The following is a 23,914-nucleotide window of genomic DNA, read 5'->3' on the forward strand; positions in this document are numbered from 1 at the left end:
GGAAAGTGGTTGCGGGGGCCGGATTTGAACCGACGACCTTCGGGTTATGAGCCCGACGAGCTACCAGGCTGCTCCACCCCGCGCCTGAAACGTGGCAAATTCTACTCGTTTTGGGTAAAAAATGCAAATACTGCTGGGATTTGGTGTACCGAGACGGGACGTAAAATCTGCAGGCATTATAGTGATCCACGCCACATTTTGTCAACATTTATTGCTAATCGCGTGAATGAATATCCAGTTCACTTTCGTTTGTCGAATACTTTTGCCCTCTACTGCTCCTCCTTAAGCGCATTATTTTACAAAAAACACACTAAACTCTTCCTGTCACCGATAAAAGATGATTAAATGAAAACTCATTTATTTTGCATAAAAATTCAGTGAGAGCGGAAATCCAGGCTCATCATCAGTTAATTAAGCAGGGTGTTATTTTATGACGACGATTCTCAAGCATCTCCCGGTAGGTCAACGTATTGGTATCGCTTTTTCCGGCGGTCTGGACACCAGTGCCGCACTGCTGTGGATGCGACAAAAGGGAGCGGTTCCTTATGCATATACTGCAAACCTGGGCCAGCCAGACGAAGAGGATTATGATGCGATCCCTCGTCGTGCCATGGAATACGGCGCGGAGAACGCACGTCTGATCGACTGCCGCAAACAACTGGTTGCCGAAGGTATTGCCGCTATTCAGTGTGGCGCATTTCATAACACCACCGGCGGCCTGACCTATTTCAATACGACGCCGCTGGGCCGCGCCGTGACCGGCACCATGCTGGTTGCTGCCATGAAAGAAGATGGCGTGAATATCTGGGGTGACGGCAGCACCTATAAAGGAAACGATATCGAACGTTTCTATCGTTACGGTCTGCTGACCAATGCTGAACTGCAGATTTACAAACCGTGGCTTGATACTGACTTTATTGATGAACTGGGCGGTCGTCATGAAATGTCTGAATTTATGATTGCCTGCGGTTTCGACTACAAAATGTCTGTCGAAAAAGCCTACTCCACAGACTCCAACATGCTTGGTGCTACACACGAAGCGAAGGATCTGGAATACCTCAACTCCAGCGTCAAAATCGTCAACCCGATTATGGGCGTGAAGTTCTGGGATGAGAGTGTGAAGATCCCGGCAGAAGAAGTCACAGTACGCTTTGAGCAAGGTCATCCAGTGGCGCTGAACGGTAAAACCTTTAGCGACGACGTAGAAATGATGCTGGAAGCTAACCGCATCGGCGGTCGTCACGGCCTGGGCATGAGCGACCAGATTGAAAACCGTATCATCGAAGCGAAAAGCCGTGGTATTTACGAGGCTCCGGGGATGGCGCTGCTGCACATTGCGTATGAACGTCTGCTTACTGGTATTCACAACGAAGACACCATTGAGCAGTATCATGCACATGGTCGTCAGTTGGGCCGTTTGCTGTACCAGGGACGTTGGTTTGATTCCCAGGCGCTGATGCTGCGTGACTCCCTGCAACGCTGGGTTGCCAGCCAGATCACTGGTGAAGTTACCCTGGAACTGCGCCGCGGGAACGATTACTCCATCCTTAATACCGTCTCTGACAATCTGACCTACAAGCCAGAGCGTCTGACGATGGAAAAAGGCGACTCGGTGTTCTCGCCAGATGATCGTATCGGTCAACTGACCATGCGCAACCTGGATATCACCGATACCCGCGAGAAACTTTTCGGTTATGCCAAAACTGGCCTGCTCTCCTCCTCTGCCGCTTCGGGCGTGCCGCAGGTGGAGAATCTGGAAAATAAAGGCCAGTAATTCGACATCAACCCTGCCCTTCAGGGGTGGGGTTACCTTGCTTATCCTCAGTAAACTCCTTTCTTAGCATCACAAAATCGAAAACATCATGGTTTGCATCTACAACCCGTGAGTCTCCTTTATAGTGTGCAATCACTTCCTCCAGCGTTTGCGGCTGTTCCGGCTTTGTTACCCCCATCCACGCATTAATAAGGTAATTATTGTAAGCAGTGGAAAAGATATCGTTTTCCGTTGTGCGATCCACGCCATCCCCAAGAACGGGGCTATACCAGATAAACATCGGAACATGATATGCCTGCTGGCTGGCCTCCCTGCCTCCATGAAAATAAATGTTCTTCTTCGTCGGGTCGCGTTCCAGGCCATGGTCGGCAAAATACATGACCGAGGCTCGGCGATCTTTTAATAATTCAAAAACCTGACCTAGCAAACTATCTGTGTAATGAATGGAGTTGTCATAGCAGGCATCCTGATCGTCCTGTGGTTGAAACACGGCGCTGGATTGCGGATAGGCGCTACAAGCCGGTTCATGGCTTCCATTTAAATGAAGAACAATCAGTTTCTTTTGCTGCGTCTTTTGCTGTAACGCTTGCGATAAATGCGGCAACAACAATTCATCAAATCCTCTGACATAGACTGTTTCCATGGCGCGCATGGCGATACTGGTAACTGCTGTACCATTCTGCCGAAAAGCGGATTGCGAGCTTAGCCAGAAAGTCTGAAATCCTGCTTGATTAGCCATATTAATAATGTTGTCCGGGTAATTATGAATGTCATGACTCAAAACAGAATCAGCAGTTAAAGAAAGGGGAACCGACAGCGCAGTGTAAGGTGCACCGCTTATTGCTTGATTAAACAGTTTGATCTGTTTTCTTTGTGCTTCGACTTGCGGTGTCGTAGAGCGTGTATATCCATACAAAGACATATTGTCGACACGTACAGACTCCCCCACAATCAACACGTAGGTATCAATACCTGTATCCCTGACTGATAATTGAAAATACGGCACCGTGTTTGCAATTGAGAGTAATCTTTGATGCTCTTTCGCTGCTAAAGCAAAATAATTGAGATTGAAAAACGGTGTATAGGTAGCAAATCGCGACGCTAGTATATATGGACTGAACGCTTTTTTATTTTTTGCATCTTTATAAGCAAATTGACAAGCGGAAAATAAACTGCCCGAAATGACAATCAGCAATAATATTCCTGTCACTTTTTTCGTCGGCAAGGAAACATCATATTTTATTATTACTGCCAAAAAAAGAAGGGATAAAAAGGCAAAAGCACATAGATAAGGGATATACATCCCCAGCATTTTGACAACTTCATCCGGATCACTCTGCAGCACACTAATCGCAAATCCATCATTGAAAGTTGTACCAAAGGTACACCATGAATAGAGGCTAATACTCATGTCTGCCGCTGTCAGTAACACAAATGGTGCGGCAACAAGCAGGCGAAGCGGAAGGGATGATATACGTTTAACAACCAGGATGGTCAGAACGAAGAACAGCAATCGCTGAACCATATGCGCTCCGGAAGAGGCGACTAAGTTCGTAATACCAAAAACAATAACACAAAGATACAACAACCAATGAGATTTAAAACTTCTAACAAATTTGTTGAATACTGTCATCCAGAAATCCAAGTTCACAACCAATATAAACAATTATCAACAATGTTCAATTTTATATCAGACATGTTTTTCAACGCTGATCCATATCAGACCGAAACACTGTTAGTTTTTTCTTTTTAAATGATGCGGCCATTGTTCTCAGTAATTAAATAACATTATCAATGCGTCTCTAAACATTACGCAGAACGTAGCCATCAGTAGTTATACTGACAGGAGCAGGATGGTTTATCGAGAAGTAAACATATCCGTATTCGTACCGGAACTGGAGTTGACACAATAAAGTGCCAATTATGTCAGCAGTAGGGAAAAGTTTATAACTAAGGCGTACCGGCACCATCGTTTCAAAGTACCAGCTACGAGTAAAGCAACTGGACGAGATACAGATACCTGACAACCATTCCTCAGACCAGGACCAAAACGAAAAAAGACGCTTTTCAGCGTCTCTTTTCTGGAATTTGGTACCGAGGACGGGACTTGAACCCGTAAGCCCTATTGGGCACTACCACCTCAAGGTAGCGTGTCTACCAATTCCACCACCTCGGCACGGATACTACTTTTTAGTTCGGGATATCGCTGGTCGGCTTAGCCGGAGCAGCTGGCTGAGTTTGTTCGGTTTTGGCCGGTGCACTCAGATTTTCCCATTCGCTACCTTTATTGGTTTTGTTGCTATTGATGTTACCCAGCACCAGACTGATGATGAAGAATAACGTTGCCAGCAGCGCCGTCATGCGGGTCATGAAGTTACCAGAACCACTTGAACCAAACAGCGTAGCGGAAGCGCCTGCTCCGAAGGAGGCTCCCATATCAGCGCCTTTACCTTGCTGCAGCATGATCAGACCAACAAGGCCAATTGCCACAATAAGGAAAACTACTAAAAGAGCTTCGTACATAATCAACCTGTTCCTTGCGGAGTTGCCGCGTACCAATGCTTCAACCAATAAAGCGGGAGTTTCTAATCTTTCCCACTGAAGCGGGTGTGAATACTAACCAAAGCGAATGACCTTCGCAAGGGCAATTTTATCGCATTGTATCAACTGCGGAAAAAAACAGCAAAACCGATGTGTTCGCTGAGAAAAAAGGCGACAATCGCCGCCTTTTTAGCCAGTTATATAACGCGTTAAACGGCTTTTACTGCATCGGCGATGCGGTGTGCAAATTCAGTCACCTGCGCTTCGTCTTCGCCTTCCACCATCACGCGAATTAACGGTTCGGTGCCGGATTTACGCAACAGCACACGTCCACGGCTACCCAGCGCCGCTTCAACTTCTGCGGTTACAGCTTTGACTGATTCATGCTCCAGCGGATCGCCACTACCTGCGGTGTAACGCACGTTAACCAGAATCTGCGGGAACATTTTCATACCACTGCAAAGGTCGTGCAGGCTCATATGGTTACGCGCCATCGCCGCCAGCACCTGCAAACCAGCAACGATGCCGTCACCGGTTGTGGTTTTATCCAGCAGGATCACATGACCAGAGTTCTCTGCACCGATACGCCAGCCTTTCTCCTGCATTTTTTCCAGTACGTAGCGATCGCCCACTTTCGCACGAGCAAACGGAATTCCTAGCTGTTTCAGGGCGAGTTCCAGCCCCATGTTGCTCATCAATGTACCCACCGCGCCACCACGCAGTTGGCCCTGACGCAGACCTTCGCGCGCGATGATATACATAATCTGGTCGCCATCGACTTTATTGCCTTCATGGTCAACCATAATCACGCGGTCGCCGTCACCGTCAAAGGCGATACCAAGATCTGCTTTTTCAGCCAGTACGCGCGCCTGTAACGCACGAACATCAGTTGCCCCCACTTCGGCATTGATGTTTACGCCGTTCGGCTCACAACCGATAGCGATAACGTTCGCCCCCAGTTCACGCAGTACGTTCGGCGCGATGTGATAAGTCGCGCCATTTGCGCAATCCACCACAATCTTCAGTTCACTGAGGCTAAGTTCGTTCGGGAACGTGGCTTTGCAAAACTCGATATAGCGACCCGCAGCATCAACGATACGGCTGGCTTTACCCAGTTCTGCCGAATCAACACAGCTGATCTCTTTTTCCATTTCCGCTTCGATGGCTTCTTCAACTGCATCCGGCAGCTTAGTACCGTCAATAGAAAAGAATTTAATGCCGTTATCGTAGAATGGGTTATGCGATGCAGAAATTACAATCCCGGCCTCTGCGCGGAAGGTACGCGTCAGATAAGCCACGGCAGGTGTAGGCATCGGGCCTGTAAAGAGTGCGGAAAGGCCCGCAGCCGCCAGACCCGCTTCCAGTGCTGACTCCAGCATATAGCCAGAAATACGCGTGTCTTTACCAATAATGATCTTACGCGAGCCGTGGCGCGCCAGCACTTTACCGGCGGCCCAACCCAACTTAAGTACAAAATCAGGGGTGATCGGCGCATCCCCTACACGACCACGAATCCCATCGGTACCGAAATATTTACGATTACTCATAGCGTTTGTTTTCCTTTGCAGACAGAGTGGCTTCCACCACCCGCATCGCTTCTACGGTTTCTTTGACGTCATGAACACGAATGATGTGCGCACCTTGCATTGCGGCAATGACCGCACAGGCCAAACTACCGCTCAGGCGCTCGGACGGCCCCACGTTAAGCAGCTGCCCAATCATCGATTTTCGTGACATACCCACCAACAGCGGCAGGTTGAAATGGTGAAATTCAGCCAGGCGCGCCAGTAATGAATAGTTATGGGAGAGATTTTTACCGAAACCGAATCCGGGGTCGAGCAACAATTTCTCTTTTGCGATACCCGCCTGCTCACAACGAGCTATCTGCTCAATAAAGTAGCGATTCACTTCCGCAAAGACATCATCATACTTCGGGGCTTCCTGCATGGTTTTTGGATTTCCCTGCATATGCATCAGGCAAACTGGCAAACCGGTTTCTGCAGCAGCTTCCAGAGCGCCAGGTTCGGAAAGAGAGCGAATATCGTTAATAATGTGAGCACCAACTTTCGCTGACTCACGGATGACTTCTGGTTTGGAAGTATCTACCGAGATCCAGACTTCGAAGCGTTGAGCAATTGCCTCAACCACAGGAATAACACGTTGCAACTCTTCTTCAACGCTAACTTCCGCCGCCCCTGGGCGCGTGGACTCGCCACCAACGTCAATGATCGTCGCGCCAGCGTTGATCATCAGATTCGCATGTTTCACCGCATCTATCAGCGAGTTATGCGTGCCACCATCCGAAAAGGAATCAGGCGTAACGTTGAGGATCCCCATTACGTGAGGATGGCTAAGGTCCAGTGAAGTGCCCTGGGCAAAGAGTTTCATGATGTTATCCCTGGTATGAATTGATAAGAAAAAACCCCGGAGCACGCCCCGGGGTTTTCAGTACAAATACAGTCATCTAATGCGGGAACTTACTTGTCGCCTAACTGCTCTGACATGGTGTTACCCGGGTTCGGCGTACGCGGTTCATCAACCGGACGCGGAGCCTTTGGACTACCATTGTCGCCAGAATTGTTAGAAGCGCCTGGTTCTTCCCAGCCCGCTGGCGGACGTACATCGCGACGTGCCATCAGGTCATCAATCTGCGGTGCGTCGATAGTCTCATATTTCATGAGAGCATCTTTCATCGCATGCAGAATATCCATATTGTCGGTCAGAAGCTGACGCGCACGATTATAGTTACGCTCGATCAGTGCTTTCACTTCCTGGTCGATGATACGTGCCGTTTCATCGGACATATGTTTCGCTTTCGCTACGCTACGACCGAGGAACACTTCACCTTCTTCTTCCGCATACAGCAGCGGACCGAGTTTCTCAGAGAAGCCCCACTGGGTAACCATGTTACGAGCCAGGTTGGTCGCAACTTTAATATCGTTGGACGCCCCGGTAGAAACATGTTCTGGCCCGTAGATGATCTCTTCTGCCAGACGACCGCCGTACAGTGTAGAAATCTGGCTTTCCAGTTTCTGACGGCTGGCGCTGATTGCGTCGCCCTCAGGCAAAAAGAAGGTCACACCCAGCGCACGACCGCGCGGGATAATCGTTACTTTGTGCACCGGATCGTGTTCCGGCACCAGGCGACCGATAATCGCGTGACCTGCTTCGTGGTAAGCAGTCGATTCTTTCTGCGCTTCCGTCATCACCATGGAGCGACGTTCCGCACCCATCATGATTTTGTCTTTCGCTTTCTCGAACTCAACCATCGACACAACACGTTTGTTGCCACGAGCAGCGAACAGTGCCGCTTCGTTCACCAGGTTCGCCAGGTCAGCACCGGAGAAACCAGGAGTACCACGGGCAATGATTGCCGCGTCGATATCGGGTGCCAATGGTACGCGACGCATGTGAACTTTCAGAATCTGCTCACGACCGCGAACATCTGGCAAGCCAACCACAACCTGACGGTCGAAACGGCCAGGACGCAGCAGCGCCGGGTCGAGAACGTCCGGACGGTTAGTCGCAGCGATAACGATGATACCTTCGTTACCTTCGAAGCCATCCATCTCAACCAGCATCTGGTTCAGAGTCTGTTCACGTTCATCGTGACCACCGCCCAGACCTGCGCCACGCTGGCGGCCTACGGCGTCGATTTCATCGATAAAGATGATGCACGGAGCCGCTTTCTTCGCCTGTTCGAACATGTCACGAACACGGGATGCACCCACACCGACGAACATTTCTACGAAGTCAGAACCGGAGATAGTAAAGAACGGAACTTTCGCTTCGCCTGCAATCGCTTTCGCCAGCAGCGTTTTACCGGTACCCGGAGGACCGACCATCAGGACGCCTTTCGGGATCTTACCGCCGAGTTTCTGGAAGCGGCTCGGCTCGCGCAGATACTCAACCAGTTCAGCAACTTCTTCTTTTGCTTCGTCGCAGCCCGCAACGTCAGCAAAGGTCGTTTTGATCTGATCTTCCGTCAGCATGCGCGCTTTGCTCTTACCGAACGACATGGCACCTTTGCCACCGCCGCCCTGCATTTGACGCATGAAGAAGATCCAGACACCAATCAGCAACAGCATCGGGAACCAGGAGATGAAGATAGAAGCCAGCAGGCTTGGTTCTTCAGGCGGTTCACCGACAACCTTGACGTTCTTGGTCAACAGGTTATCCAGTAATTTCGGATCCTGAACCGGAATGTAAGTGGTATAACGGTTACTATCTTTCTTGGTAACGTTGATTTCACGTCCGTTGATACGCGCTTCACGAACCTGGTCGTTATTGACCTCTTGTAGGAAGGTAGAGTAATCCACCTTACGGCCATTAGACTCGCTGGGCCCAAAGCTCTGGAATACTGACATCAGCACAACGGCAATGACCAGCCAGAGAATTAGGTTTTTCGCCATGTCACTCAAGGGATTAACCTCTTATTACAACTGTGTTAAAAACAGCGTCAGGATACTCTATATCCAGCATCTTTCAAACTTTCGTCTGAAATCTCCCGGTTAGGGTTTACGCCCGGTCGCTACAATATACACTTCCCGCGAACGTGCACGAGAAGAGTCCGGCTTACGAACTTTGACCTTCGTAAACAGGGAGCGAATTTCCCTTAGATACTCATCGAAACCTTCGCCCTGGAACACCTTCACTACAAAACTGCCACCTGGCGCTAATACATCACGACACATTTCTAACGCCAGTTCCACCAGATACATGGCACGGGGGATATCCACCGCCGGTGTTCCGCTCATGTTTGGTGCCATATCGGACATGACAACCTGGACTTTGCTGTCGCCAACGCGCTCCAGCAGTGCTTTCATCACCAGTTCATCACGAAAATCGCCCTGAAGAAAGTCCACACCAACGATAGGATCCATAGGTAAAAGATCGCAAGCGATGATGCGGCCTTTGCCGCCAATTTGGGTGACCACATATTGTGACCAACCACCCGGAGCAGCACCAAGGTCGACAACCGTCATTCCCGGTTTAAAGAGTTTGTCACTTTGCTGTATTTCATCAAGTTTAAACCAGGCACGGGAACGTAACCCCTTTTTCTGTGCCTGTTGAACATATTTATCGCTAAAGTGTTCCTGAAGCCAGCGGCTGGAGCTGGCAGAACGCTTCTTACCTGTCATTTAACTTTCCCATGGGGATAACTCATCGTAACCAATTGCGTAAATTTTTACGCGCCTATTTGGTGATATATGGGAGATGGCGGTAGAATGACCCGTTTTCAATCCCAACGTAAGCAAAAAATACGATGAATCTGAGTACTAAACAAAAACAGCACCTGAAAGGTCTGGCACATCCGCTCAAGCCAGTTGTTCTGCTTGGCAGTAATGGTTTGACCGAAGGGGTACTGGCCGAGATTGAACAAGCGTTAGAGCACCATGAACTCATCAAGGTGAAAATCGCCACCGAAGATCGCGAAACTAAAACCTTGATCGTGGAAGCTATCGTGCGCGAAACCGGCGCCTGTAATGTACAGGTCATCGGTAAAACGCTGGTGCTTTATCGCCCAACTAAAGAACGTAAAATCTCGTTGCCACGCTAAGATTATCCTAAAGTTACACACATTTGCTGTGTAAAACGAGGGGTTTTCCGCAGGCAGGAGAGCAAAATGCCACGCTCTGTTCGTTGATAAAAGGCCGCATAGCGGCCTTTTTCCTTTCTTTACAATACATCAACATCTTGAGTATTGGGTAATTCTTACAGGTATTCCACCTTAATTACTTCAAATTCTACTTCGCCGCCCGGCGTTTTGATGACCACAACATCATCTTCTTCTTTGCCGATCAGGCCACGGGCAATAGGCGAGTTTACAGAAATCAGGTTCTGTTTAAAGTCAGCTTCGTCATCGCCAACGATGCGATAAGTCTGCTCTTCGTCAGAATCCAGATTCAACACCGTTACGGTAGCACCAAAAATAACGCGCCCATTGTTAGGCATTTTGGTGACATCAATCACCTGGGCGTTCGACAGTTTGGCTTCAATATCTTTGATACGACCTTCGCAGAAACCCTGCTGTTCACGAGCTGCGTGGTATTCGGCGTTTTCTTTCAGGTCGCCATGCTCGCGCGCTTCCGCGATAGCAGCAATAATTTCAGGACGGCGCACAGATTTCAGAAAATCCAGCTCTTCGCGTAATTTTTCAGCGCCGCGTAAGGTCATCGGAATAGCTTGCATTTGTTATACCTCTTGAATATTCCTGATGGGGCGAGTCTCCACCCACCCCAGCTGTTCGGCCTGCCCGGCATAACTCCTCACCGGGACCAGAAGCAAAAAAATACCGACCCGGGTACAAGTCCCAGGTCAGCTGCAATTCACATTTTGATAGTCATTTTACCCTGAAGTTCCCGCAGGGTCATCGTTTACTTTATAGGGCGTTGCGCCGTAGTATGACGGCTCGATTCCAGGTTGTTAGCGCGAGATTATGCGATTTTCCAGATTTATCATCGGATTGACCAGCTGTATAGCGTTCAGTGTTCAGGCCGCGAATGTTGATGAGTACATTACTCAACTCCCCGCTGGTGCCAACCTTGCCCTGATGGTGCAAAAAGTCGGCGCATCGGCCCCCGCTATTGATTACCACAGTCAGCAGATGGCGCTGCCCGCCAGTACGCAGAAAGTGATTACTGCGCTGGCGGCGTTGATTCAACTCGGCCCCGATTTTCGTTTTACTACTACGCTTGAAACCAAAGGCAATGTGGAAAACGGCGTACTCAAGGGTGACTTAGTGGCGCGATTTGGTGCCGATCCGACGTTAAAACGTCAGGATATTCGCAATATGGTCACGACTTTGAAAAAATCTGGCGTCAACCAAATTGATGGTAATGTGTTGATAGACACCTCCATTTTTGCCAGCCACGATAAAGCACCCGGCTGGCCGTGGAATGACATGACACAATGCTTTAGCGCTCCGCCTGCCGCCGCCATAGTTGACCGCAACTGTTTCTCCGTCTCGCTCTACAGTGCCCAAAAACCCGGTGATATGGCCTTTATACGCGTGGCATCTTATTACCCTGTTACGATGTTCAGCCAGGTACGCACCCTCCCCCGTGGTTCTGCCGAAGCGCAATATTGCGAGCTGGATGTGGTGCCAGGCGACCTGAACCGCTTTACGCTGACCGGATGCCTGCCACAACGTTCTGAGCCGCTCCCGTTGGCTTTTGCCATACAGGATGGAGCCAGCTATGCCGGTGCAATTCTGAAAGATGAGTTAAAACAGGCAGGTATCACCTGGAGCGGAACACTGCTGCGCCAGACTCAGGTTAATGAACCCGGAACGGTAGTTGCCAGTAAACAGTCGGCCCCGTTGCACGATCTGCTTAAGATTATGCTGAAAAAGTCAGACAACATGATTGCCGATACGGTTTTCCGCATGATAGGCCATGCGCGCTTCAATGTGCCCGGAACATGGCGGGCCGGATCGGATGCCGTACGTCAGATCCTGCGTCAGCAAGCTGGTATCGATATTGGTAACACGATTATTGCCGATGGTTCAGGGCTTTCGCGGCATAACCTGATTGCACCTGCCACCATGATGCAGGTGCTGCAATACATTGCCCAACATGACAATGAACTTAACTTTATCTCTATGCTGCCGCTGGCAGGCTATGACGGCTCTTTGCAGTACCGTGCGGGCCTGCATCAGGCTGGCGTGGACGGAAAGGTCTCAGCAAAAACCGGCTCTTTGCAGGGGGTATATAACCTGGCGGGATTCATTACCACAGCGAGCGGGCAACGAATGGCGTTTGTACAATATCTTTCTGGCTATGCGGTAGAACCCGCGGATCAGCGTAATCGCCGCATTCCGTTAGTGCGTTTTGAAAGCCGTTTGTATAAAGATATTTATCAGAATAATTAGTCTAAAGAGAAACCCCGGCACATGGCCGGGGTTTAGCTGATTAACGCTTGTAAATGAACTCAACGCCTTCTTCGTCGTCTTCGTCCCAGTCGTCATCCCAGTCTTCATCATCCTCTTCAGCAATCTCTTCAAGCTGCTGACGGTGATAATCATCCCACATGAATTCGACTTTCTCTGGCTGTTTCGCTTCTTCGGCCTGCACAACTGGGTTTTCAATGATAAAAGTCATCACATCCCAGCAGAGATCTTTCACGCCCAGTCCGCTCGCCGCAGAGATCAGATAATATTTATCTTCCCAGCCCAGCGCCTCCGCGATCGCTTTGGCTTTCTCTTCAGCTTCTGCCTTATCCAGCAGGTCGATCTTGTTGAAGACTAACCAACGTGGTTTTGCCGCCAAATCCTGGCTGTATTTTTCCAGCTCGCTGATAATAATACGCGCGTTTTCAACCGGATCGGTACCGTCAATCGGATCGATATCGATGAGGTGCAACAAGACGCGGCAACGTTCCAGGTGTTTCAGGAAGCGAATCCCCAGTCCTGCACCTTCCGCAGCGCCTTCAATTAGCCCTGGAATATCGGCAACAACGAAGCTCTTTTCGTTGTCCATTCGTACCACACCCAGGCTCGGTACCAGAGTGGTAAACGGATAATCCGCCACTTTCGGTTTAGCCGCCGAAACAGCGCGGATAAAGGTCGATTTACCCGCATTCGGCATTCCCAACATACCGACGTCAGCCAGCAACATCAGCTCCAGCAGCAGCTCGCGCTTATCGCCCGGCGTACCGTTAGTTTTCTGCCGTGGCGTACGGTTAACGGACGATTTGAAGCGGGTATTGCCCAGACCGTGCCAGCCCCCCTTGGCAACCAGCAGACGCTGACCGTGTTTGGTCATATCGCCCATGGTTTCACCGGTACCCTGATCGATAACACGCGTACCTACCGGCACTTTAATCGTGACGTCTTTACCGCGCTTACCGGTACAATCGCGGCTTGCACCGTTCTGACCGCGTTCTGCACGGAAAGATTTTTCAAAACGATAATCGATCAGTGTGTTCAGGTTCTCGTCGGCTTCCATCCATACGTCACCACCGTCACCGCCGTCGCCGCCATCCGGGCCGCCTTTCGGAATATATTTTTCGCGGCGGAAACTCACGCAACCATTACCGCCATCACCTGCAACGACCAGAATCGATGCTTCATCAACAAACTTCATTTTATTCTCCGTAAATCATTCGCCTGCGCGGGGTTGCGATACCACCGTTGTATGCTTACGTAATCCGCCCCAAATACGATGACCAATGGCGGAATACATCGCGCCCGCAACCACGACAAACGCACCGAGATAACCTAAAAGGTTTAACATCGGTCTGGCGAAGAAATCGGGCCAGGCCAGTGATAAAAGATCTGAAAAAAACAGCGTAAACAGTGGGGTGAGCGTGATGATCGCGCTCACCTGCGCTGCCTGCCAGCGAGCCATCGCTTCCGCCAGGGCGCCATATCCTACCAATGTATTCAGTCCGCAAAAAATTAAACATGCGAGCTGCCAGTGGCTAAGCTGCGCTATCACTCCAGGATTTGCCAGAGGGAAGAGCGCAATTGTACATAAAGTGTACAGCAAAAACAGGATCTGCGGTGAGGCCAGCCGACGCAATAAAACCTTCTGCGCTACGCCATAACTCACCCAAACCGTCGCCGCACCGACCCCAAAGATAACTCCCCAGGTGTAATCGGTGAGCTTTGTAAATATCTCAACCAGACTGGTGTTAAAAAACATCACCAGGCCGCTCAGGAGCATCAATGCCCCCACGACCTGGGTGCTGCGCATTTTCTCTTTCAGGATAAATACGCTGGCAACCATCATGCCAACTGGCGAGAGTTGCCCAATCACCTGCGAAGCGGTCGGACTCAGGTATTGCAAGGATGAGCTGAACAGGATGAAGTTCCCAAACAGCCCGGCGGTCGCCACTGCCAACAAAATCAACCAGCGTGGCTTACGAAACACGCGTAATGGCGGCAACCTCTTCTTCACCGCAAGAATGGCGCCAAGGCCAATACTCGCCATCAAGAAACGGTAAAACACGATTGTCGGAGGTTCCATCACCTCCAGCACCTGCTTCATTGCAATTGGCAACGCCCCCCAGCAAATTGCTGTGGTGAGCGCCAAAAGAATGCCAATGCCTGCCTGCTGCTTCATACCGTATTCCCTACAAAACGCATTTGCGAGTTAACGCCGCACGATGCGAATTTTTACCGGTTATCGAATGTAAAAAGCCCCGCAACGTGTTGCGGGGCTTTCATCCGTTACCGGGACGCGAAAAACTTATTCAGCTTCGATGCTGATAAATTTACGGTTTTTCGGGCCTTTAACTTCGAATTTCACTTTACCGTCTGCTTTAGCAAACAGAGTGTGGTCACGACCGCAACCTACGTTAGCGCCTGCGTGGAATTTGGTACCACGTTGACGAACGATGATGCTACCCGCCAGAACGGATTCGCCACCGAAACGCTTAACGCCCAGGCGTTTAGCTTCTGAATCGCGACCGTTACGTGTGGAGCCGCCAGCCTTTTTATGTGCCATTTGAAATCTCTCCTCAGGTCTTAGGCGCTGATGCCAGTAATTTTCACATCAGTGAACCACTGACGATGGCCCTGCTGCTTACGATAGTGTTTACGACGACGAAACTTAACGATTTTAACTTTCTCGCCACGACCGTGAGCAACAACTTCAGCTTTGATTACGCCGCCATCAACGAAAGGAACGCCGATTTTGACTTCTTCACCGTTTGCGATCATCAGCACTTCAGCGAACTCAACAGTTTCGCCAGTTGCGATGTCCAGCTTTTCCAGGCGAACGGTCTGACCTTCGCTTACTCGGTGTTGTTTACCACCACTTTGGAAAACCGCGTACATATAAAACTCCGCTTCCGCGCACACCTTTTCAATGATTCAGAGTGCGCTATAAATATTCACAATAGGGCGCGAATATTACGCAAAACGCACGCCTTTGACAAGTGCTACAGTCAATACACGAAGAAAAAAAACACAACTTGTACGGTAACGTTTATCTGTGCCATTTTTTCAGTACAATCACCCTATATTCCTAACCATAAACCCTAAGTTGCCTTTGTTCACAGTAAGGTAATCGGGGCGAAAAGCCCGGCTTTTGCGATGAATTTAGAAAAAATCAATGAGTTAACCGCGCAAGATATGGCGGGTGTTAATGCGGCAATCCTTGAGCAGCTTAATTCCGACGTCCAACTGATCAATCAGTTAGGTTATTACATCGTCAGCGGCGGCGGTAAACGTATTCGTCCGATGATTGCTGTACTGGCTGCACGAGCTGTTGGCTATGAGGGAAATGCGCATGTCACCATTGCTGCCCTGATCGAGTTTATCCACACGGCGACTCTGCTGCACGACGACGTTGTGGATGAATCAGATATGCGCAGGGGTAAAGCTACCGCCAACGCCGCATTTGGCAATGCCGCCAGCGTGCTGGTAGGCGATTTTATTTATACCCGCGCGTTCCAGATGATGACCAGCCTCGGTTCGCTCAAAGTGCTGGAAGTGATGTCTGAAGCCGTAAACGTCATCGCAGAAGGTGAAGTTCTGCAACTGATGAACGTTAACGACCCGGACATCACCGAAGAAAACTACATGCGCGTTATCTACAGCAAGACCGCGCGTCTGTTTGAGGCTGCCGCGCAGTGTTCCGGGATTCTGGCAGGTTGTTCGCCGGAGGAGGAGAAAGGCCTGCAAGATTATGGGCGTTATCTCGGCACCGCTTTCCAGTTGATCGACGATTTGCTCGATTACAATGCCGATGGCGAACAGTTAGGTAAAAACGTCGGCGACGATCTGAACGAAGGTAAACCGACGCTGCCGCTGCTGCATGCAATGCATCATGGCACACCAGAACAGGCACAGATGATTCGTACCGCCATCGAACAGGGTAACGGTCGTCATCTTCTGGAACCGGTTCTGGAAGCAATGAACGCTTGTGGCTCTCTTGAATGGACGCGTCAGCGTGCCGAGGAAGAAGCAGACAAAGCCATCGCAGCGTTACAGGTGCTCCCGGACACCCCGTGGCGAGAGGCACTCATCGGCCTCGCGCACATCGCTGTTCAACGCGATCGTTAATCCCCTCCCCCTCATCCCGCGCAGTGCGCGGGATGATTCCAATAAGTTCCATAAAAACACTTATTCAGCGTAATAACGCCTGAAAAACCAGTGTATGTATCTTTATATATTCTGAATATTCACACTCTTTATAGGAACTTTTTAGAGCAATAGGCCATCAGGAGTATAGTGATGCTCGACAGAAGAAGTGTTCTGAATGAAAGCGACTAACTTAAGGAGTGAGGAAAGATGGAAAGTAATTTCATTGACTGGCATCCCGCTGACATCATTGCGGGTTTACGCAAGAAAGGAACGTCAATGGCGGCGGAATCTCGTAGAAATGGTTTGAGTTCCTCAACGCTGGCGAACGCATTATCGCGCCCATGGCCGAAAGGAGAGATGATTATTGCGAAAGCCCTGGGAACTGACCCCTGGGTTATCTGGCCATCACGCTACCATGATCCGCAGACCCATGAGTTTATCGACAGAACGCAGTTGATGCGTAGCTACACTAAACCGAAAAAATGAGTGGTCTGGCGGTAGCCCCGCGAACGGGGCTGCCAGCTCTCGGACGATTACTCGCCTTTCACACGCTCAATATTTGCACCTAAAGCGCGCAGTTTGTCTTCAATACGTTCGTAGCCACGATCGATGTGATAAATACGATCAACCACCGTTGTCCCTTCCGCAATACAACCAGCCAGCACCAGGCTTGCTGAAGCACGTAGATCGGTTGCCATAACCTGTGCGCCAGAAAGTTTTTCAACACCGTGACAAATAACGGTATTACTTTCAATTTCAGCATGCGCGCCCATACGACTCAGCTCTGGTACGTGCATAAAGCGGTTTTCAAAGACCGTTTCGGTGATGAATCCGGTGCCTTCTGCCACCAGGTTCAGCAGTGTGAACTGGGCCTGCATATCGGTCGGGAATGCCGGATGCGGCGCGGTACGTACGTTAACAGCTTTCGGCCGTTTGCCATGCATATCCAGGCTAATCCAGTCTTCGCCGACTTCAATGTCCGCTCCAGCGTCACGCAATTTCGCCAGCACAGCGTCAAGAGTATCTGGCTGTGCGTTACGGCAGATAATTTTGCCGCGAGAGATCGCCGCAGCCACAAGGAAAGTACCGGTTTCGATACGATCCGGCAGCACGCGATAGACACCGCCGCCTAAACGTTCCACACCTTCGATGATGATACGATCGGTGCCCTGACCGCTAATTTTCGCACCCAGCGTAATCAGGAAGTTCGCGGTATCGACGATTTCCGGTTCACGCGCTGCGTTTTCAATAATCGTGGTGCCTTCCGCCAGGGTTGCAGCACACATGATGGTCACCGTTGCGCCAACGCTGACTTTATCCATCACGATATGTGCGCCTTTCAGACGACCGTCGACGGAAGCTTTAACGTAACCTTCTTCCAGTTTGATGGTCGCGCCTAATTGTTCGAGGCCAGAAATGTGTAGATCAACCGGACGCGCACCGATCGTACAACCGCCAGGCAGTGAAACTTGCCCCTGCCCAAAGCGCGCTACCAGCGGCCCCAGTGCCCAGATAGAAGCACGCATGGTTTTAACCAGATCGTAAGGTGCGCAGAATACATTAACCTCGCGGGCATCAATATGCACAGAACCATTACGCTCTACTTTCGCACCCAGCTGGCTTAGCAGCTTCATTGATGTATCAACGTCTTTCAGTTTCGGGACGTTCTGGATCTCTACCGGTTCTTCCGCCAGTAGTGCGGCAAAAAGAATAGGCAGAGCAGCATTTTTAGCGCCGGAAATTGTGACTTCGCCCTGGAGCTTCGTTGGCCCCTGAACACGAAATTTATCCATTTAGTTTGTTCTCAGTTAACAATTCATATCCGCTACCGGCGAATCGCCCATAGCTCAAAAGCCGTTCAGTTTGCGATCGCGTGCCCACTCCGCAGGGGTATACGCTTTGATCGACACAGCATGAATGCGGTTATCCGCAATATATTCCATCAGCGGGCCATAGACCGTCTGCTGTTTTTTAACCCGACTCATGCCGTCAAACAACTCACCCACGGCAATAACCTGAAAGTGGCTGCCATCGCCGGAAACGTGGACTTCCTGGAGGGAGAGAGCGTTCATCAACACGCTCTGAATTTCATTATTTTCCATGGGATCTTCAATCATCAGTTAATAAACCAGCGAAACATCTTAGAGCAAAGTTGCGCTGGCATAAATAAGCAAAAAGCCTCGCTGATAAATCAGACAAGGCTCGACTTGCAGGCAGGATTGCCGGACAGGCGGTTAACGCCTTATCCGGCCTGAAAAAATTTAACGAGGCAGAACATCAGCAGGCAAATTATACAATTTCGCCAGGGTATACACTTTGTCGTTTACCCCCTGAAGCGTCACATTGTTGCCCTGCTTTTTCGCCAGATCGATAAGATGGAGCAGCAGCGCCAGTCCACCTGTATCAACGCGGGATACACGGCTAAGATCGATGCAGGTAATCCCCTTCACCGCCTCCTCACGCATTTCCCAAAGCGGTAGCAGAACGTCCTGATCCAGCTCTCCGGATAACGCCAGCGTGTCACCCGTCTGCATCCAGCTCAGTGACTCGCTCATTACTTTTTCTCTTCCAGAGTGATTTTCTGTTGAGAAATCGATTTCAGTTGCGCAGTCAGGCCGTCGATACCTTTGGTACGCAGCAGCGTCCCCCACTCATTTTGTTTGGTGGTGATCATGCTGACACCCTCTGCAATCATGTCGTAAGCCTGCCAGTTGCCCGTCTGGGAGTTTTTACGCCACTGGAAGTCCAGACGCACCGGCGGGCGGCCATTCGGGTCAATAATGGTCACGCGAATAGGCACAATGGTTTTATCACCCAGAGGCTGTTCTGGCGCGATCTGATAAGTCTGACCATGATACATCGCCAATGCCTGACCGTAAGCCTGCTTCAGATACTCACGGAAAGCGGCAAAGTAAGCATCACGCTGGGCGGGAGTCGCACTCTTGTAATACTGGCCCAGAACCAGAGCCCCGGCATATTTCACCTGTACATATGGCAGCAGTTCCTGATCAACAATGGTACGCAGATAATCCGGGTTAGCCCGAATTTGCGGTTGCTCATTCTTCAGGCGATCGAACGTTTTCTGCGCCGCCTCGTCCATCAGCTTATACGGATTGGTCTGGTCTGCCGCGGTTGCCGCACTCAGCGGTGCAATCACCAGCAAAGCGACCATCATTAAACGTTTAAACATGCGTCGGTTCTCCTGAAATTATTTCGTTGTACCCACAGGTTCAGTGGTTTCATTATTACCTGGCGCAGCAGCTGGCGCATCGCCACTATTCTTATTGTCATCGCCTTTACTACCGTAAAGGAACTGACCAATGAGATCTTCCAGCACCATCGCAGACTTAGTGTCCTGGATTGTATCGCCATCCTTCAGGATAGCAGTCCCCAGTTCCGGGTCTTCAAAACCGACGTTTAATGCCAGATATTGTTCCCCCAGCAGGCCGGAAGTACGGATGCTCAGCGAACTGGTATCAGGAATGTGGTTATAACGTTGTTCAATTTCCAGCGTTACGCGTGGCAGATAGGTTTTCGGGTCCAGCGTAATATCCGCCACCCGGCCCACAACAACGCCACCAATGCTGACCGGAGAGCGCGCTTTCAGGCCGCCAATGTTATCGAACGTCGCATAAAGCGTATAGGTCGGTTCAGTACGTATGGACGTCACGTTCGCCGCCTTCAGGCAAACAAACAGCGCCGCCAGCAGTGCTGCTAATAAAAAGATACCCACCCAAATTTCATTTTTTTTCGTTTGCATGAACTCAATTCCCAAACATCAATGCGGTCAGCACAAAATCCAGCCCCAGAACAGCCAGAGACGAGTGGACAACGGTGCGAGTGGTTGCCCGGCTAATCCCGGCAGACGTCGGGATGGCGTCGTAGCCGTTAAACAACGAAATCCACGTCACCGTGATGGCGAACACCACGCTCTTAATCAGACAGTTGACCAGATCCATACGCCAGTCGACGGCATTTTGCATTGCCGACCAGAAGAACCCGCTATCAATGCCTTTCCAACTGACGCCGACCAGAGATCCGCCCCAGATCCCCACGGCGACGAAGATAACCGTCAACAGTGGTAATGAAATAACCCCAGCCCAGAAACGGGGAGAAATAACCCGACGCAACGGATCCACCGCCATCATCTCCATACTGGAGAGTTGCTCTGTAGCGCGCATCAGGCCGATTTCTGCGGTTAGCGCCGAACCAGCACGCCCGGCAAACAACAACGCGGCAACCACCGGCCCCAGTTCACGCAGTAGCGATAACGCCACCAGCATACCCAGACTGGTTTCCGCACTATAAGTGGTCAGAACCAGATAACCTTGCAGCCCCAACACCATTCCGATGAACACGCCAGAAACCACAATAATCAGCATCGACAGGACGCCGACATTATAGAGCTGGCGCACCAGCAGCGGCGCATGTTTGCGAAATTCCGGTTTGCCGACCAGCGCATTGAATAACATTAACCCGGCCCGCCCGAACGTTCTCAGGGTTTTAATCCCTTTATGTCCGAGCGACGCCAGCGCATTTAACAGCATGAGTGGCTTAACTCCCTGGTAAAAGATCAGCGTGATAATCGCCGGCAGGATAGCGGAACGGAACAGGCCCGTCAGCTATCCCGTCCAGAAACTGACGTACGCGCGGATCAGGATTCGCCTGCAACGCCTGAGCACTGCCATGAGCGACAATTTTTTTGTCCGCCAGGATCCAGGCGTGATCCGCAATACTTAACACTTCCGGCACATCGTGAGAAACCACCACACAAGTCACGCCCAGCGCGCTGTTCAGCTCAGAAATCAGCTTCACCAGTACGCCCATGGTGATGGGATCTTGCCCAACAAAGGGTTCATCAAACATGATGAGATCCGGCTCCAGCGCAATTGCTCGCGCCAGCGCTGCACGCCGCGCCATCCCTCCGGAAAGTTCAGAAGGCATCAGTTTAGCCGCTCCGCGCAGCCCCACGGCCTCCAGCTTCATCATCACTGTGCTATGCAATAAAGGTGCGGGAAGTTGGGTATGTTCGCGTAGTGGATAGGCAACGTTGTCAAATACGTTCATATCTGTGAACAACGCCCCGGACTGAAACAACATGCTCATCCGTTTGCGCACTGTATACAGGCGCGAACGAGACATCGCCGGAATATTCTCACCATCGAAAAGGATCTCACCATGATCTGGTGCGATTTGCCCGCCAATCAGACGGAGTAGCGTCGTTTTACCGATGCCCGATGGTCCCATGATCGCCGTGATCTTCCCTCGCGGCACGGTCAGGGAAATATTATCGAAGATGCAGCGATTGCCACGCGTAAAACTGACATCGCGCATATCGACTAAATTCGCCACAGACTGCTCCATAATTCACCCTTCGTCTTGCGTTGATTTTCTAAGCATGGCGCTCAATTTAACCTTGAACCCAACATATTTACAGAATATTACCCGCCGTGGTTAGCGAAAGCTGGCATTTGTTTTACTTTTTAGCCGCATAAAGTCAAAATTAAGAATCCGTTACGGCTTTCTGAAAATCTTCAGCGGACCGGCGAGTATACCTGAAGAAAGGACGTTAGATGCTTTTAGCTACGGCACTGTTAATTGTTGGTTTACTTTTGGTCGTTTACAGTGCCGACCGCCTGGTATTTGCCGCGTCCATTCTTTGCCGATCCTTTGGCATACCGCCACTGATCATCGGCATGACGGTGGTCAGTATTGGCACATCGTTACCAGAAATCATCGTTTCGCTTGCCGCATCACTGCACGAACAACGCGATTTAGCCGTTGGTGTAGCCCTCGGATCAAACATTATCAATATTTTGCTGATCCTCGGTCTGGCTGCGCTGGTACGTCCTTTTACCGTCCATTCCGATGTTCTGCGCCGCGAATTACCCTTAATGTTGTTGGTCAGTGTGGTGGCCGGTTCCGTACTCTATGACGGACAACTTAGTCGCAGCGATGGTATCTTTCTCCTCTTTCTGGCTGTGCTATGGCTGCTGTTCATTGTTAAACTTGCACGTCTGGCTGAACGTCAGGGGACTGACAGCCTGACCAGAGAGCAGCTTGCAGAGCTGCCGCGTGAAGGCGGATTGCCCGTCGCGTTTTTATGGCTCGGCATTGCGCTGATCATCATGCCAGTGGCCACGCGGATGGTGGTTGATAACGCCACGGTGCTGGCGAATTACTTTGCCATCAGCGAGTTGACGATGGGTCTGACGGCAATCGCTATCGGAACCAGTCTGCCAGAGCTGGCAACCGCAATCGCGGGGGTTCGCAAAGGTGAAAACGACATTGCTGTCGGGAATATCATTGGCGCAAACATTTTTAATATTGTCATCGTGTTGGGTTTACCCGCGCTGATAACGCCTGGAGAGATTGATCCACTGGCGTACAGCCGTGACTACAGCGTGATGTTGTTGGTGAGCATTATTTTTGCGTTGCTGTGCTGGCGGCGCTCCCCGCAACCGGGCCGTGGTGTAGGGGTATTATTAACTGGCGGATTTATCGTATGGCTGGCGATGTTGTACTGGTTATCGCCAATACTCGTTGAATAACTGGAAACGCATTATGTCGCACGTAGAGTTACAACCGGGTTTTGACTTTCAGCAAGCAGGTAAAGAAGTCCTGGCGATTGAACGTGAATGCCTGGCGGAGCTTGATCAATACATCAATCAGAATTTCACGCTTGCCTGTGAAAAGATGTTCTGGTGTAAAGGGAAAGTTGTCGTCATGGGGATGGGGAAATCGGGGCATATTGGGCGCAAAATGGCGGCAACGTTTGCCAGCACTGGTACACCTTCATTTTTCGTCCATCCAGGTGAAGCTGCTCATGGTGATTTGGGTATGGTCACCCCGCAGGACGTGGTGATTGCTATCTCTAACTCCGGTGAATCCAGCGAAATCACGGCCTTAATTCCAGTGCTTAAGCGTCTTCACGTGCCGTTAATCTGCATCACCGGTCGCCCGGAGAGCAGCATGGCGCGCGCCGCAGATGTGCATCTGTGTGTTAAAGTAGCGAAAGAAGCCTGTCCGTTAGGGCTGGCACCGACCAGCAGCACGACCGCCACGCTGGTTATGGGCGATGCGCTCGCTGTCGCGCTGTTAAAAGCACGCGGCTTTACTGCTGAAGATTTTGCGCTCTCACACCCCGGCGGCGCACTGGGTCGTAAACTTCTGCTGCGCGTAAACGATATTATGCATACGGGCGATGAGATCCCGCATGTTAAGAAAACGGCCAGCCTGCGCGACGCGTTGCTGGAAGTTACCCGCAAAAATCTTGGTATGACGGTCATTTGCGATGACAATATGATGATTGAAGGCATCTTTACCGACGGTGATTTACGCCGTGTCTTCGATATGGGTGTGGATGTTCGTCAGTTAAGTATTGCCGATGTGATGACGCCGGGGGGAATACGTGTACGCCCTGGCATTCTGGCCGTTGAGGCACTGAACTTAATGCAGTCCCGCCATATCACCTCCGTGATGGTTGCCGATGGCGACCATTTACTCGGTGTGTTACATATGCATGATTTACTGCGTGCAGGCGTAGTGTAAAGATTCAAGGATAA

25 protein-coding genes and 2 tRNA genes are annotated in these 23,914 nt (G+C 50.6%); 7 read left to right on the top strand and 20 right to left on the bottom strand.

Annotated features, from left to right (window positions below; genetic code table 11):
* Nucleotides 1-6 precede the first annotated feature (6 nt).
* Nucleotides 7-83: transfer RNA gene (locus FQZ95_RS07100), tRNA-Met, on the bottom strand.
* Nucleotides 84-430: 347 nt separating this feature from the next.
* Here FQZ95_RS07100 and argG point away from each other — a divergent pair.
* Nucleotides 431-1,774: an argininosuccinate synthase gene (gene argG, locus FQZ95_RS07105; RefSeq protein ID WP_000207675.1), complete on the top strand. Its 1,344-nt coding sequence runs from the start codon at nt 431-433 to the stop codon at nt 1,772-1,774.
* A gap of 7 nt (nt 1,775-1,781) precedes the next feature.
* Here the strand turns inward: argG and FQZ95_RS07110 are convergent, their stop codons facing one another.
* From FQZ95_RS07110 to rlmE, 7 genes are all read right to left on the bottom strand, one after another.
* The gene (locus tag FQZ95_RS07110) at nt 1,782-3,407 is read right to left on the bottom strand and encodes a phosphoethanolamine transferase (protein ID WP_077760079.1); all 1,626 of its coding nucleotides are present in this window, start codon (nt 3,405-3,407) and stop codon (nt 1,782-1,784) included.
* Nucleotides 3,408-3,863: 456 nt separating this feature from the next.
* Nucleotides 3,864-3,950: transfer RNA gene (locus FQZ95_RS07115), tRNA-Leu, on the bottom strand.
* A gap of 14 nt (nt 3,951-3,964) precedes the next feature.
* On the bottom strand, nt 3,965-4,297 hold the full coding sequence (secG, locus tag FQZ95_RS07120; RefSeq protein ID WP_001295556.1) for a preprotein translocase subunit SecG: 333 nt from the start codon (nt 4,295-4,297) through the stop codon (nt 3,965-3,967).
* Nucleotides 4,298-4,524: 227 nt separating this feature from the next.
* Nucleotides 4,525-5,862, bottom strand: a complete 1,338-nt coding sequence (gene glmM / locus FQZ95_RS07125) for a phosphoglucosamine mutase (RefSeq protein WP_000071137.1) — start codon at nt 5,860-5,862, stop codon at nt 4,525-4,527.
* Nucleotides 5,855-6,703 (bottom strand): dihydropteroate synthase, encoded by an 849-nt coding sequence (folP, locus tag FQZ95_RS07130; RefSeq protein WP_000764731.1) that lies wholly within the window; start codon nt 6,701-6,703, stop codon nt 5,855-5,857. The genes glmM and folP overlap by 8 nt, the downstream gene beginning before the upstream one ends.
* 89 nt (nt 6,704-6,792) lie before the next feature.
* Nucleotides 6,793-8,727, bottom strand: coding sequence for an ATP-dependent zinc metalloprotease FtsH (gene ftsH / locus FQZ95_RS07135; protein WP_001107467.1), 1,935 nt, complete (start codon nt 8,725-8,727; stop codon nt 6,793-6,795).
* Nucleotides 8,728-8,826: 99 nt separating this feature from the next.
* Nucleotides 8,827-9,456, bottom strand: a complete 630-nt coding sequence (rlmE, locus tag FQZ95_RS07140; RefSeq protein WP_000145975.1) for a 23S rRNA (uridine(2552)-2'-O)-methyltransferase RlmE — start codon at nt 9,454-9,456, stop codon at nt 8,827-8,829.
* A gap of 125 nt (nt 9,457-9,581) precedes the next feature.
* Here rlmE and yhbY point away from each other — a divergent pair, with 125 nt between their 5' ends.
* Nucleotides 9,582-9,875, top strand: coding sequence for a ribosome assembly RNA-binding protein YhbY (gene yhbY / locus FQZ95_RS07145; RefSeq protein ID WP_001054420.1), 294 nt, complete (start codon nt 9,582-9,584; stop codon nt 9,873-9,875).
* A gap of 155 nt (nt 9,876-10,030) precedes the next feature.
* Here yhbY and greA read toward each other — a convergent pair whose 3' ends face one another.
* Nucleotides 10,031-10,507 (bottom strand): transcription elongation factor GreA, encoded by a 477-nt coding sequence (gene greA, locus FQZ95_RS07150; RefSeq protein ID WP_001148001.1) that lies wholly within the window; start codon nt 10,505-10,507, stop codon nt 10,031-10,033.
* Between the two features lie 247 nt (nt 10,508-10,754).
* Here greA and dacB point away from each other — a divergent pair, with 247 nt between their 5' ends.
* Entirely contained in the window at nt 10,755-12,188 is a 1,434-nt protein-coding gene (gene dacB / locus FQZ95_RS07155; protein WP_001212632.1) for a serine-type D-Ala-D-Ala carboxypeptidase, read from the top strand.
* A 40-nt stretch (nt 12,189-12,228) separates the two neighbouring features.
* Here dacB and cgtA read toward each other — a convergent pair whose 3' ends face one another.
* From cgtA to rplU, 4 genes are all read right to left on the bottom strand, one after another.
* Nucleotides 12,229-13,401, bottom strand: a complete 1,173-nt coding sequence (gene cgtA, locus FQZ95_RS07160) for an Obg family GTPase CgtA (protein ID WP_000673561.1) — start codon at nt 13,399-13,401, stop codon at nt 12,229-12,231.
* A gap of 15 nt (nt 13,402-13,416) precedes the next feature.
* Nucleotides 13,417-14,382, bottom strand: coding sequence for a DMT family transporter (locus FQZ95_RS07165; protein ID WP_000813040.1), 966 nt, complete (start codon nt 14,380-14,382; stop codon nt 13,417-13,419).
* Nucleotides 14,383-14,508: 126 nt separating this feature from the next.
* Nucleotides 14,509-14,766, bottom strand: a complete 258-nt coding sequence (gene rpmA / locus FQZ95_RS07170) for a 50S ribosomal protein L27 (protein ID WP_000940595.1) — start codon at nt 14,764-14,766, stop codon at nt 14,509-14,511.
* A 20-nt stretch (nt 14,767-14,786) separates the two neighbouring features.
* On the bottom strand, nt 14,787-15,098 hold the full coding sequence (gene rplU, locus FQZ95_RS07175) for a 50S ribosomal protein L21 (RefSeq protein WP_000271401.1): 312 nt from the start codon (nt 15,096-15,098) through the stop codon (nt 14,787-14,789).
* Between the two features lie 258 nt (nt 15,099-15,356).
* Between rplU and ispB the strand changes: the two genes are divergently transcribed.
* Entirely contained in the window at nt 15,357-16,328 is a 972-nt protein-coding gene (ispB, locus tag FQZ95_RS07180) for an octaprenyl diphosphate synthase (protein WP_001047331.1), read from the top strand.
* Nucleotides 16,329-16,556: 228 nt separating this feature from the next.
* The gene (sfsB, locus tag FQZ95_RS07185) at nt 16,557-16,835 is read left to right on the top strand and encodes a DNA-binding transcriptional regulator SfsB (RefSeq protein WP_000445413.1); all 279 of its coding nucleotides are present in this window, start codon (nt 16,557-16,559) and stop codon (nt 16,833-16,835) included.
* 47 nt (nt 16,836-16,882) lie between these two features.
* Here sfsB and murA read toward each other — a convergent pair whose 3' ends face one another.
* The 7 genes from murA to mlaF form a co-directional block, all read right to left on the bottom strand.
* Nucleotides 16,883-18,142 (bottom strand): UDP-N-acetylglucosamine 1-carboxyvinyltransferase, encoded by a 1,260-nt coding sequence (gene murA / locus FQZ95_RS07190; RefSeq protein ID WP_000357278.1) that lies wholly within the window; start codon nt 18,140-18,142, stop codon nt 16,883-16,885.
* Nucleotides 18,143-18,196: 54 nt separating this feature from the next.
* Nucleotides 18,197-18,451, bottom strand: coding sequence for a BolA family iron metabolism protein IbaG (ibaG, locus tag FQZ95_RS07195; protein WP_000429656.1), 255 nt, complete (start codon nt 18,449-18,451; stop codon nt 18,197-18,199).
* 159 nt (nt 18,452-18,610) lie between these two features.
* Nucleotides 18,611-18,904 (bottom strand): lipid asymmetry maintenance protein MlaB, encoded by a 294-nt coding sequence (gene mlaB, locus FQZ95_RS07200; RefSeq protein ID WP_000004488.1) that lies wholly within the window; start codon nt 18,902-18,904, stop codon nt 18,611-18,613.
* Complete coding sequence (gene mlaC / locus FQZ95_RS07205; protein ID WP_000476484.1) at nt 18,904-19,539, bottom strand: phospholipid-binding protein MlaC; 636 nt, start codon at nt 19,537-19,539, stop codon at nt 18,904-18,906. Before mlaC ends, mlaB begins: the two co-directional genes overlap by 1 nt.
* An 18-nt stretch (nt 19,540-19,557) precedes the next feature.
* Complete coding sequence (gene mlaD, locus FQZ95_RS07210; protein ID WP_001296448.1) at nt 19,558-20,109, bottom strand: outer membrane lipid asymmetry maintenance protein MlaD; 552 nt, start codon at nt 20,107-20,109, stop codon at nt 19,558-19,560.
* Nucleotides 20,110-20,113: 4 nt separating this feature from the next.
* A complete protein-coding gene (mlaE, locus tag FQZ95_RS07215; RefSeq protein ID WP_000925795.1) occupies nt 20,114-20,896 on the bottom strand; it encodes a lipid asymmetry maintenance ABC transporter permease subunit MlaE in 783 nt (260 codons plus the stop codon).
* A 7-nt stretch (nt 20,897-20,903) separates the two neighbouring features.
* Nucleotides 20,904-21,713 carry a phospholipid ABC transporter ATP-binding protein MlaF gene (gene mlaF / locus FQZ95_RS07220; protein WP_000438245.1) on the bottom strand — a complete coding sequence of 270 codons (810 nt, stop codon included), beginning with the start codon at nt 21,711-21,713 and terminating at the stop codon, nt 20,904-20,906.
* Nucleotides 21,714-21,922: 209 nt separating this feature from the next.
* Here mlaF and FQZ95_RS07225 point away from each other — a divergent pair, with 209 nt between their 5' ends.
* Nucleotides 21,923-22,900, top strand: coding sequence for a calcium/sodium antiporter (locus tag FQZ95_RS07225; protein WP_032185194.1), 978 nt, complete (start codon nt 21,923-21,925; stop codon nt 22,898-22,900).
* 13 nt (nt 22,901-22,913) lie between these two features.
* Nucleotides 22,914-23,900, top strand: coding sequence for an arabinose-5-phosphate isomerase KdsD (gene kdsD, locus FQZ95_RS07230; RefSeq protein ID WP_001295557.1), 987 nt, complete (start codon nt 22,914-22,916; stop codon nt 23,898-23,900).
* Nucleotides 23,901-23,914: the final 14 nt, after the last annotated feature.

The sequence above is a fragment of the Escherichia sp. HH41S genome (assembly GCF_009820115.1).
In the GTDB taxonomy this organism is placed as follows: Bacteria; Pseudomonadota; Gammaproteobacteria; order Enterobacterales; family Enterobacteriaceae; genus Escherichia; species Escherichia coli_F.

Coding starts and splice junctions, on each gene's coding strand:
- argG (WP_000207675.1), top strand. CDS start 431: ATGACGACGATTCTCAAGCATCTCCCGGTAGGTCAACGTATTGGTATC.
- FQZ95_RS07110 (WP_077760079.1), bottom strand. CDS start 3,407: ATGACAGTATTCAACAAATTTGTTAGAAGTTTTAAATCTCATTGGTTG.
- secG (WP_001295556.1), bottom strand. CDS start 4,297: ATGTACGAAGCTCTTTTAGTAGTTTTCCTTATTGTGGCAATTGGCCTT.
- glmM (WP_000071137.1), bottom strand. CDS start 5,862: ATGAGTAATCGTAAATATTTCGGTACCGATGGGATTCGTGGTCGTGTA.
- folP (WP_000764731.1), bottom strand. CDS start 6,703: ATGAAACTCTTTGCCCAGGGCACTTCACTGGACCTTAGCCATCCTCAC.
- ftsH (WP_001107467.1), bottom strand. CDS start 8,727: ATGGCGAAAAACCTAATTCTCTGGCTGGTCATTGCCGTTGTGCTGATG.
- rlmE (WP_000145975.1), bottom strand. CDS start 9,456: ATGACAGGTAAGAAGCGTTCTGCCAGCTCCAGCCGCTGGCTTCAGGAA.
- yhbY (WP_001054420.1), top strand. CDS start 9,582: ATGAATCTGAGTACTAAACAAAAACAGCACCTGAAAGGTCTGGCACAT.
- greA (WP_001148001.1), bottom strand. CDS start 10,507: ATGCAAGCTATTCCGATGACCTTACGCGGCGCTGAAAAATTACGCGAA.
- dacB (WP_001212632.1), top strand. CDS start 10,755: ATGCGATTTTCCAGATTTATCATCGGATTGACCAGCTGTATAGCGTTC.
- cgtA (WP_000673561.1), bottom strand. CDS start 13,401: ATGAAGTTTGTTGATGAAGCATCGATTCTGGTCGTTGCAGGTGATGGC.
- FQZ95_RS07165 (WP_000813040.1), bottom strand. CDS start 14,382: ATGAAGCAGCAGGCAGGCATTGGCATTCTTTTGGCGCTCACCACAGCA.
- rpmA (WP_000940595.1), bottom strand. CDS start 14,766: ATGGCACATAAAAAGGCTGGCGGCTCCACACGTAACGGTCGCGATTCA.
- rplU (WP_000271401.1), bottom strand. CDS start 15,098: ATGTACGCGGTTTTCCAAAGTGGTGGTAAACAACACCGAGTAAGCGAA.
- ispB (WP_001047331.1), top strand. CDS start 15,357: ATGAATTTAGAAAAAATCAATGAGTTAACCGCGCAAGATATGGCGGGT.
- sfsB (WP_000445413.1), top strand. CDS start 16,557: ATGGAAAGTAATTTCATTGACTGGCATCCCGCTGACATCATTGCGGGT.
- murA (WP_000357278.1), bottom strand. CDS start 18,142: ATGGATAAATTTCGTGTTCAGGGGCCAACGAAGCTCCAGGGCGAAGTC.
- ibaG (WP_000429656.1), bottom strand. CDS start 18,451: ATGGAAAATAATGAAATTCAGAGCGTGTTGATGAACGCTCTCTCCCTC.
- mlaB (WP_000004488.1), bottom strand. CDS start 18,904: ATGAGCGAGTCACTGAGCTGGATGCAGACGGGTGACACGCTGGCGTTA.
- mlaC (WP_000476484.1), bottom strand. CDS start 19,539: ATGTTTAAACGTTTAATGATGGTCGCTTTGCTGGTGATTGCACCGCTG.
- mlaD (WP_001296448.1), bottom strand. CDS start 20,109: ATGCAAACGAAAAAAAATGAAATTTGGGTGGGTATCTTTTTATTAGCA.
- mlaE (WP_000925795.1), bottom strand. CDS start 20,896: ATGCTGTTAAATGCGCTGGCGTCGCTCGGACATAAAGGGATTAAAACC.
- mlaF (WP_000438245.1), bottom strand. CDS start 21,713: ATGGAGCAGTCTGTGGCGAATTTAGTCGATATGCGCGATGTCAGTTTT.
- FQZ95_RS07225 (WP_032185194.1), top strand. CDS start 21,923: ATGCTTTTAGCTACGGCACTGTTAATTGTTGGTTTACTTTTGGTCGTT.
- kdsD (WP_001295557.1), top strand. CDS start 22,914: ATGTCGCACGTAGAGTTACAACCGGGTTTTGACTTTCAGCAAGCAGGT.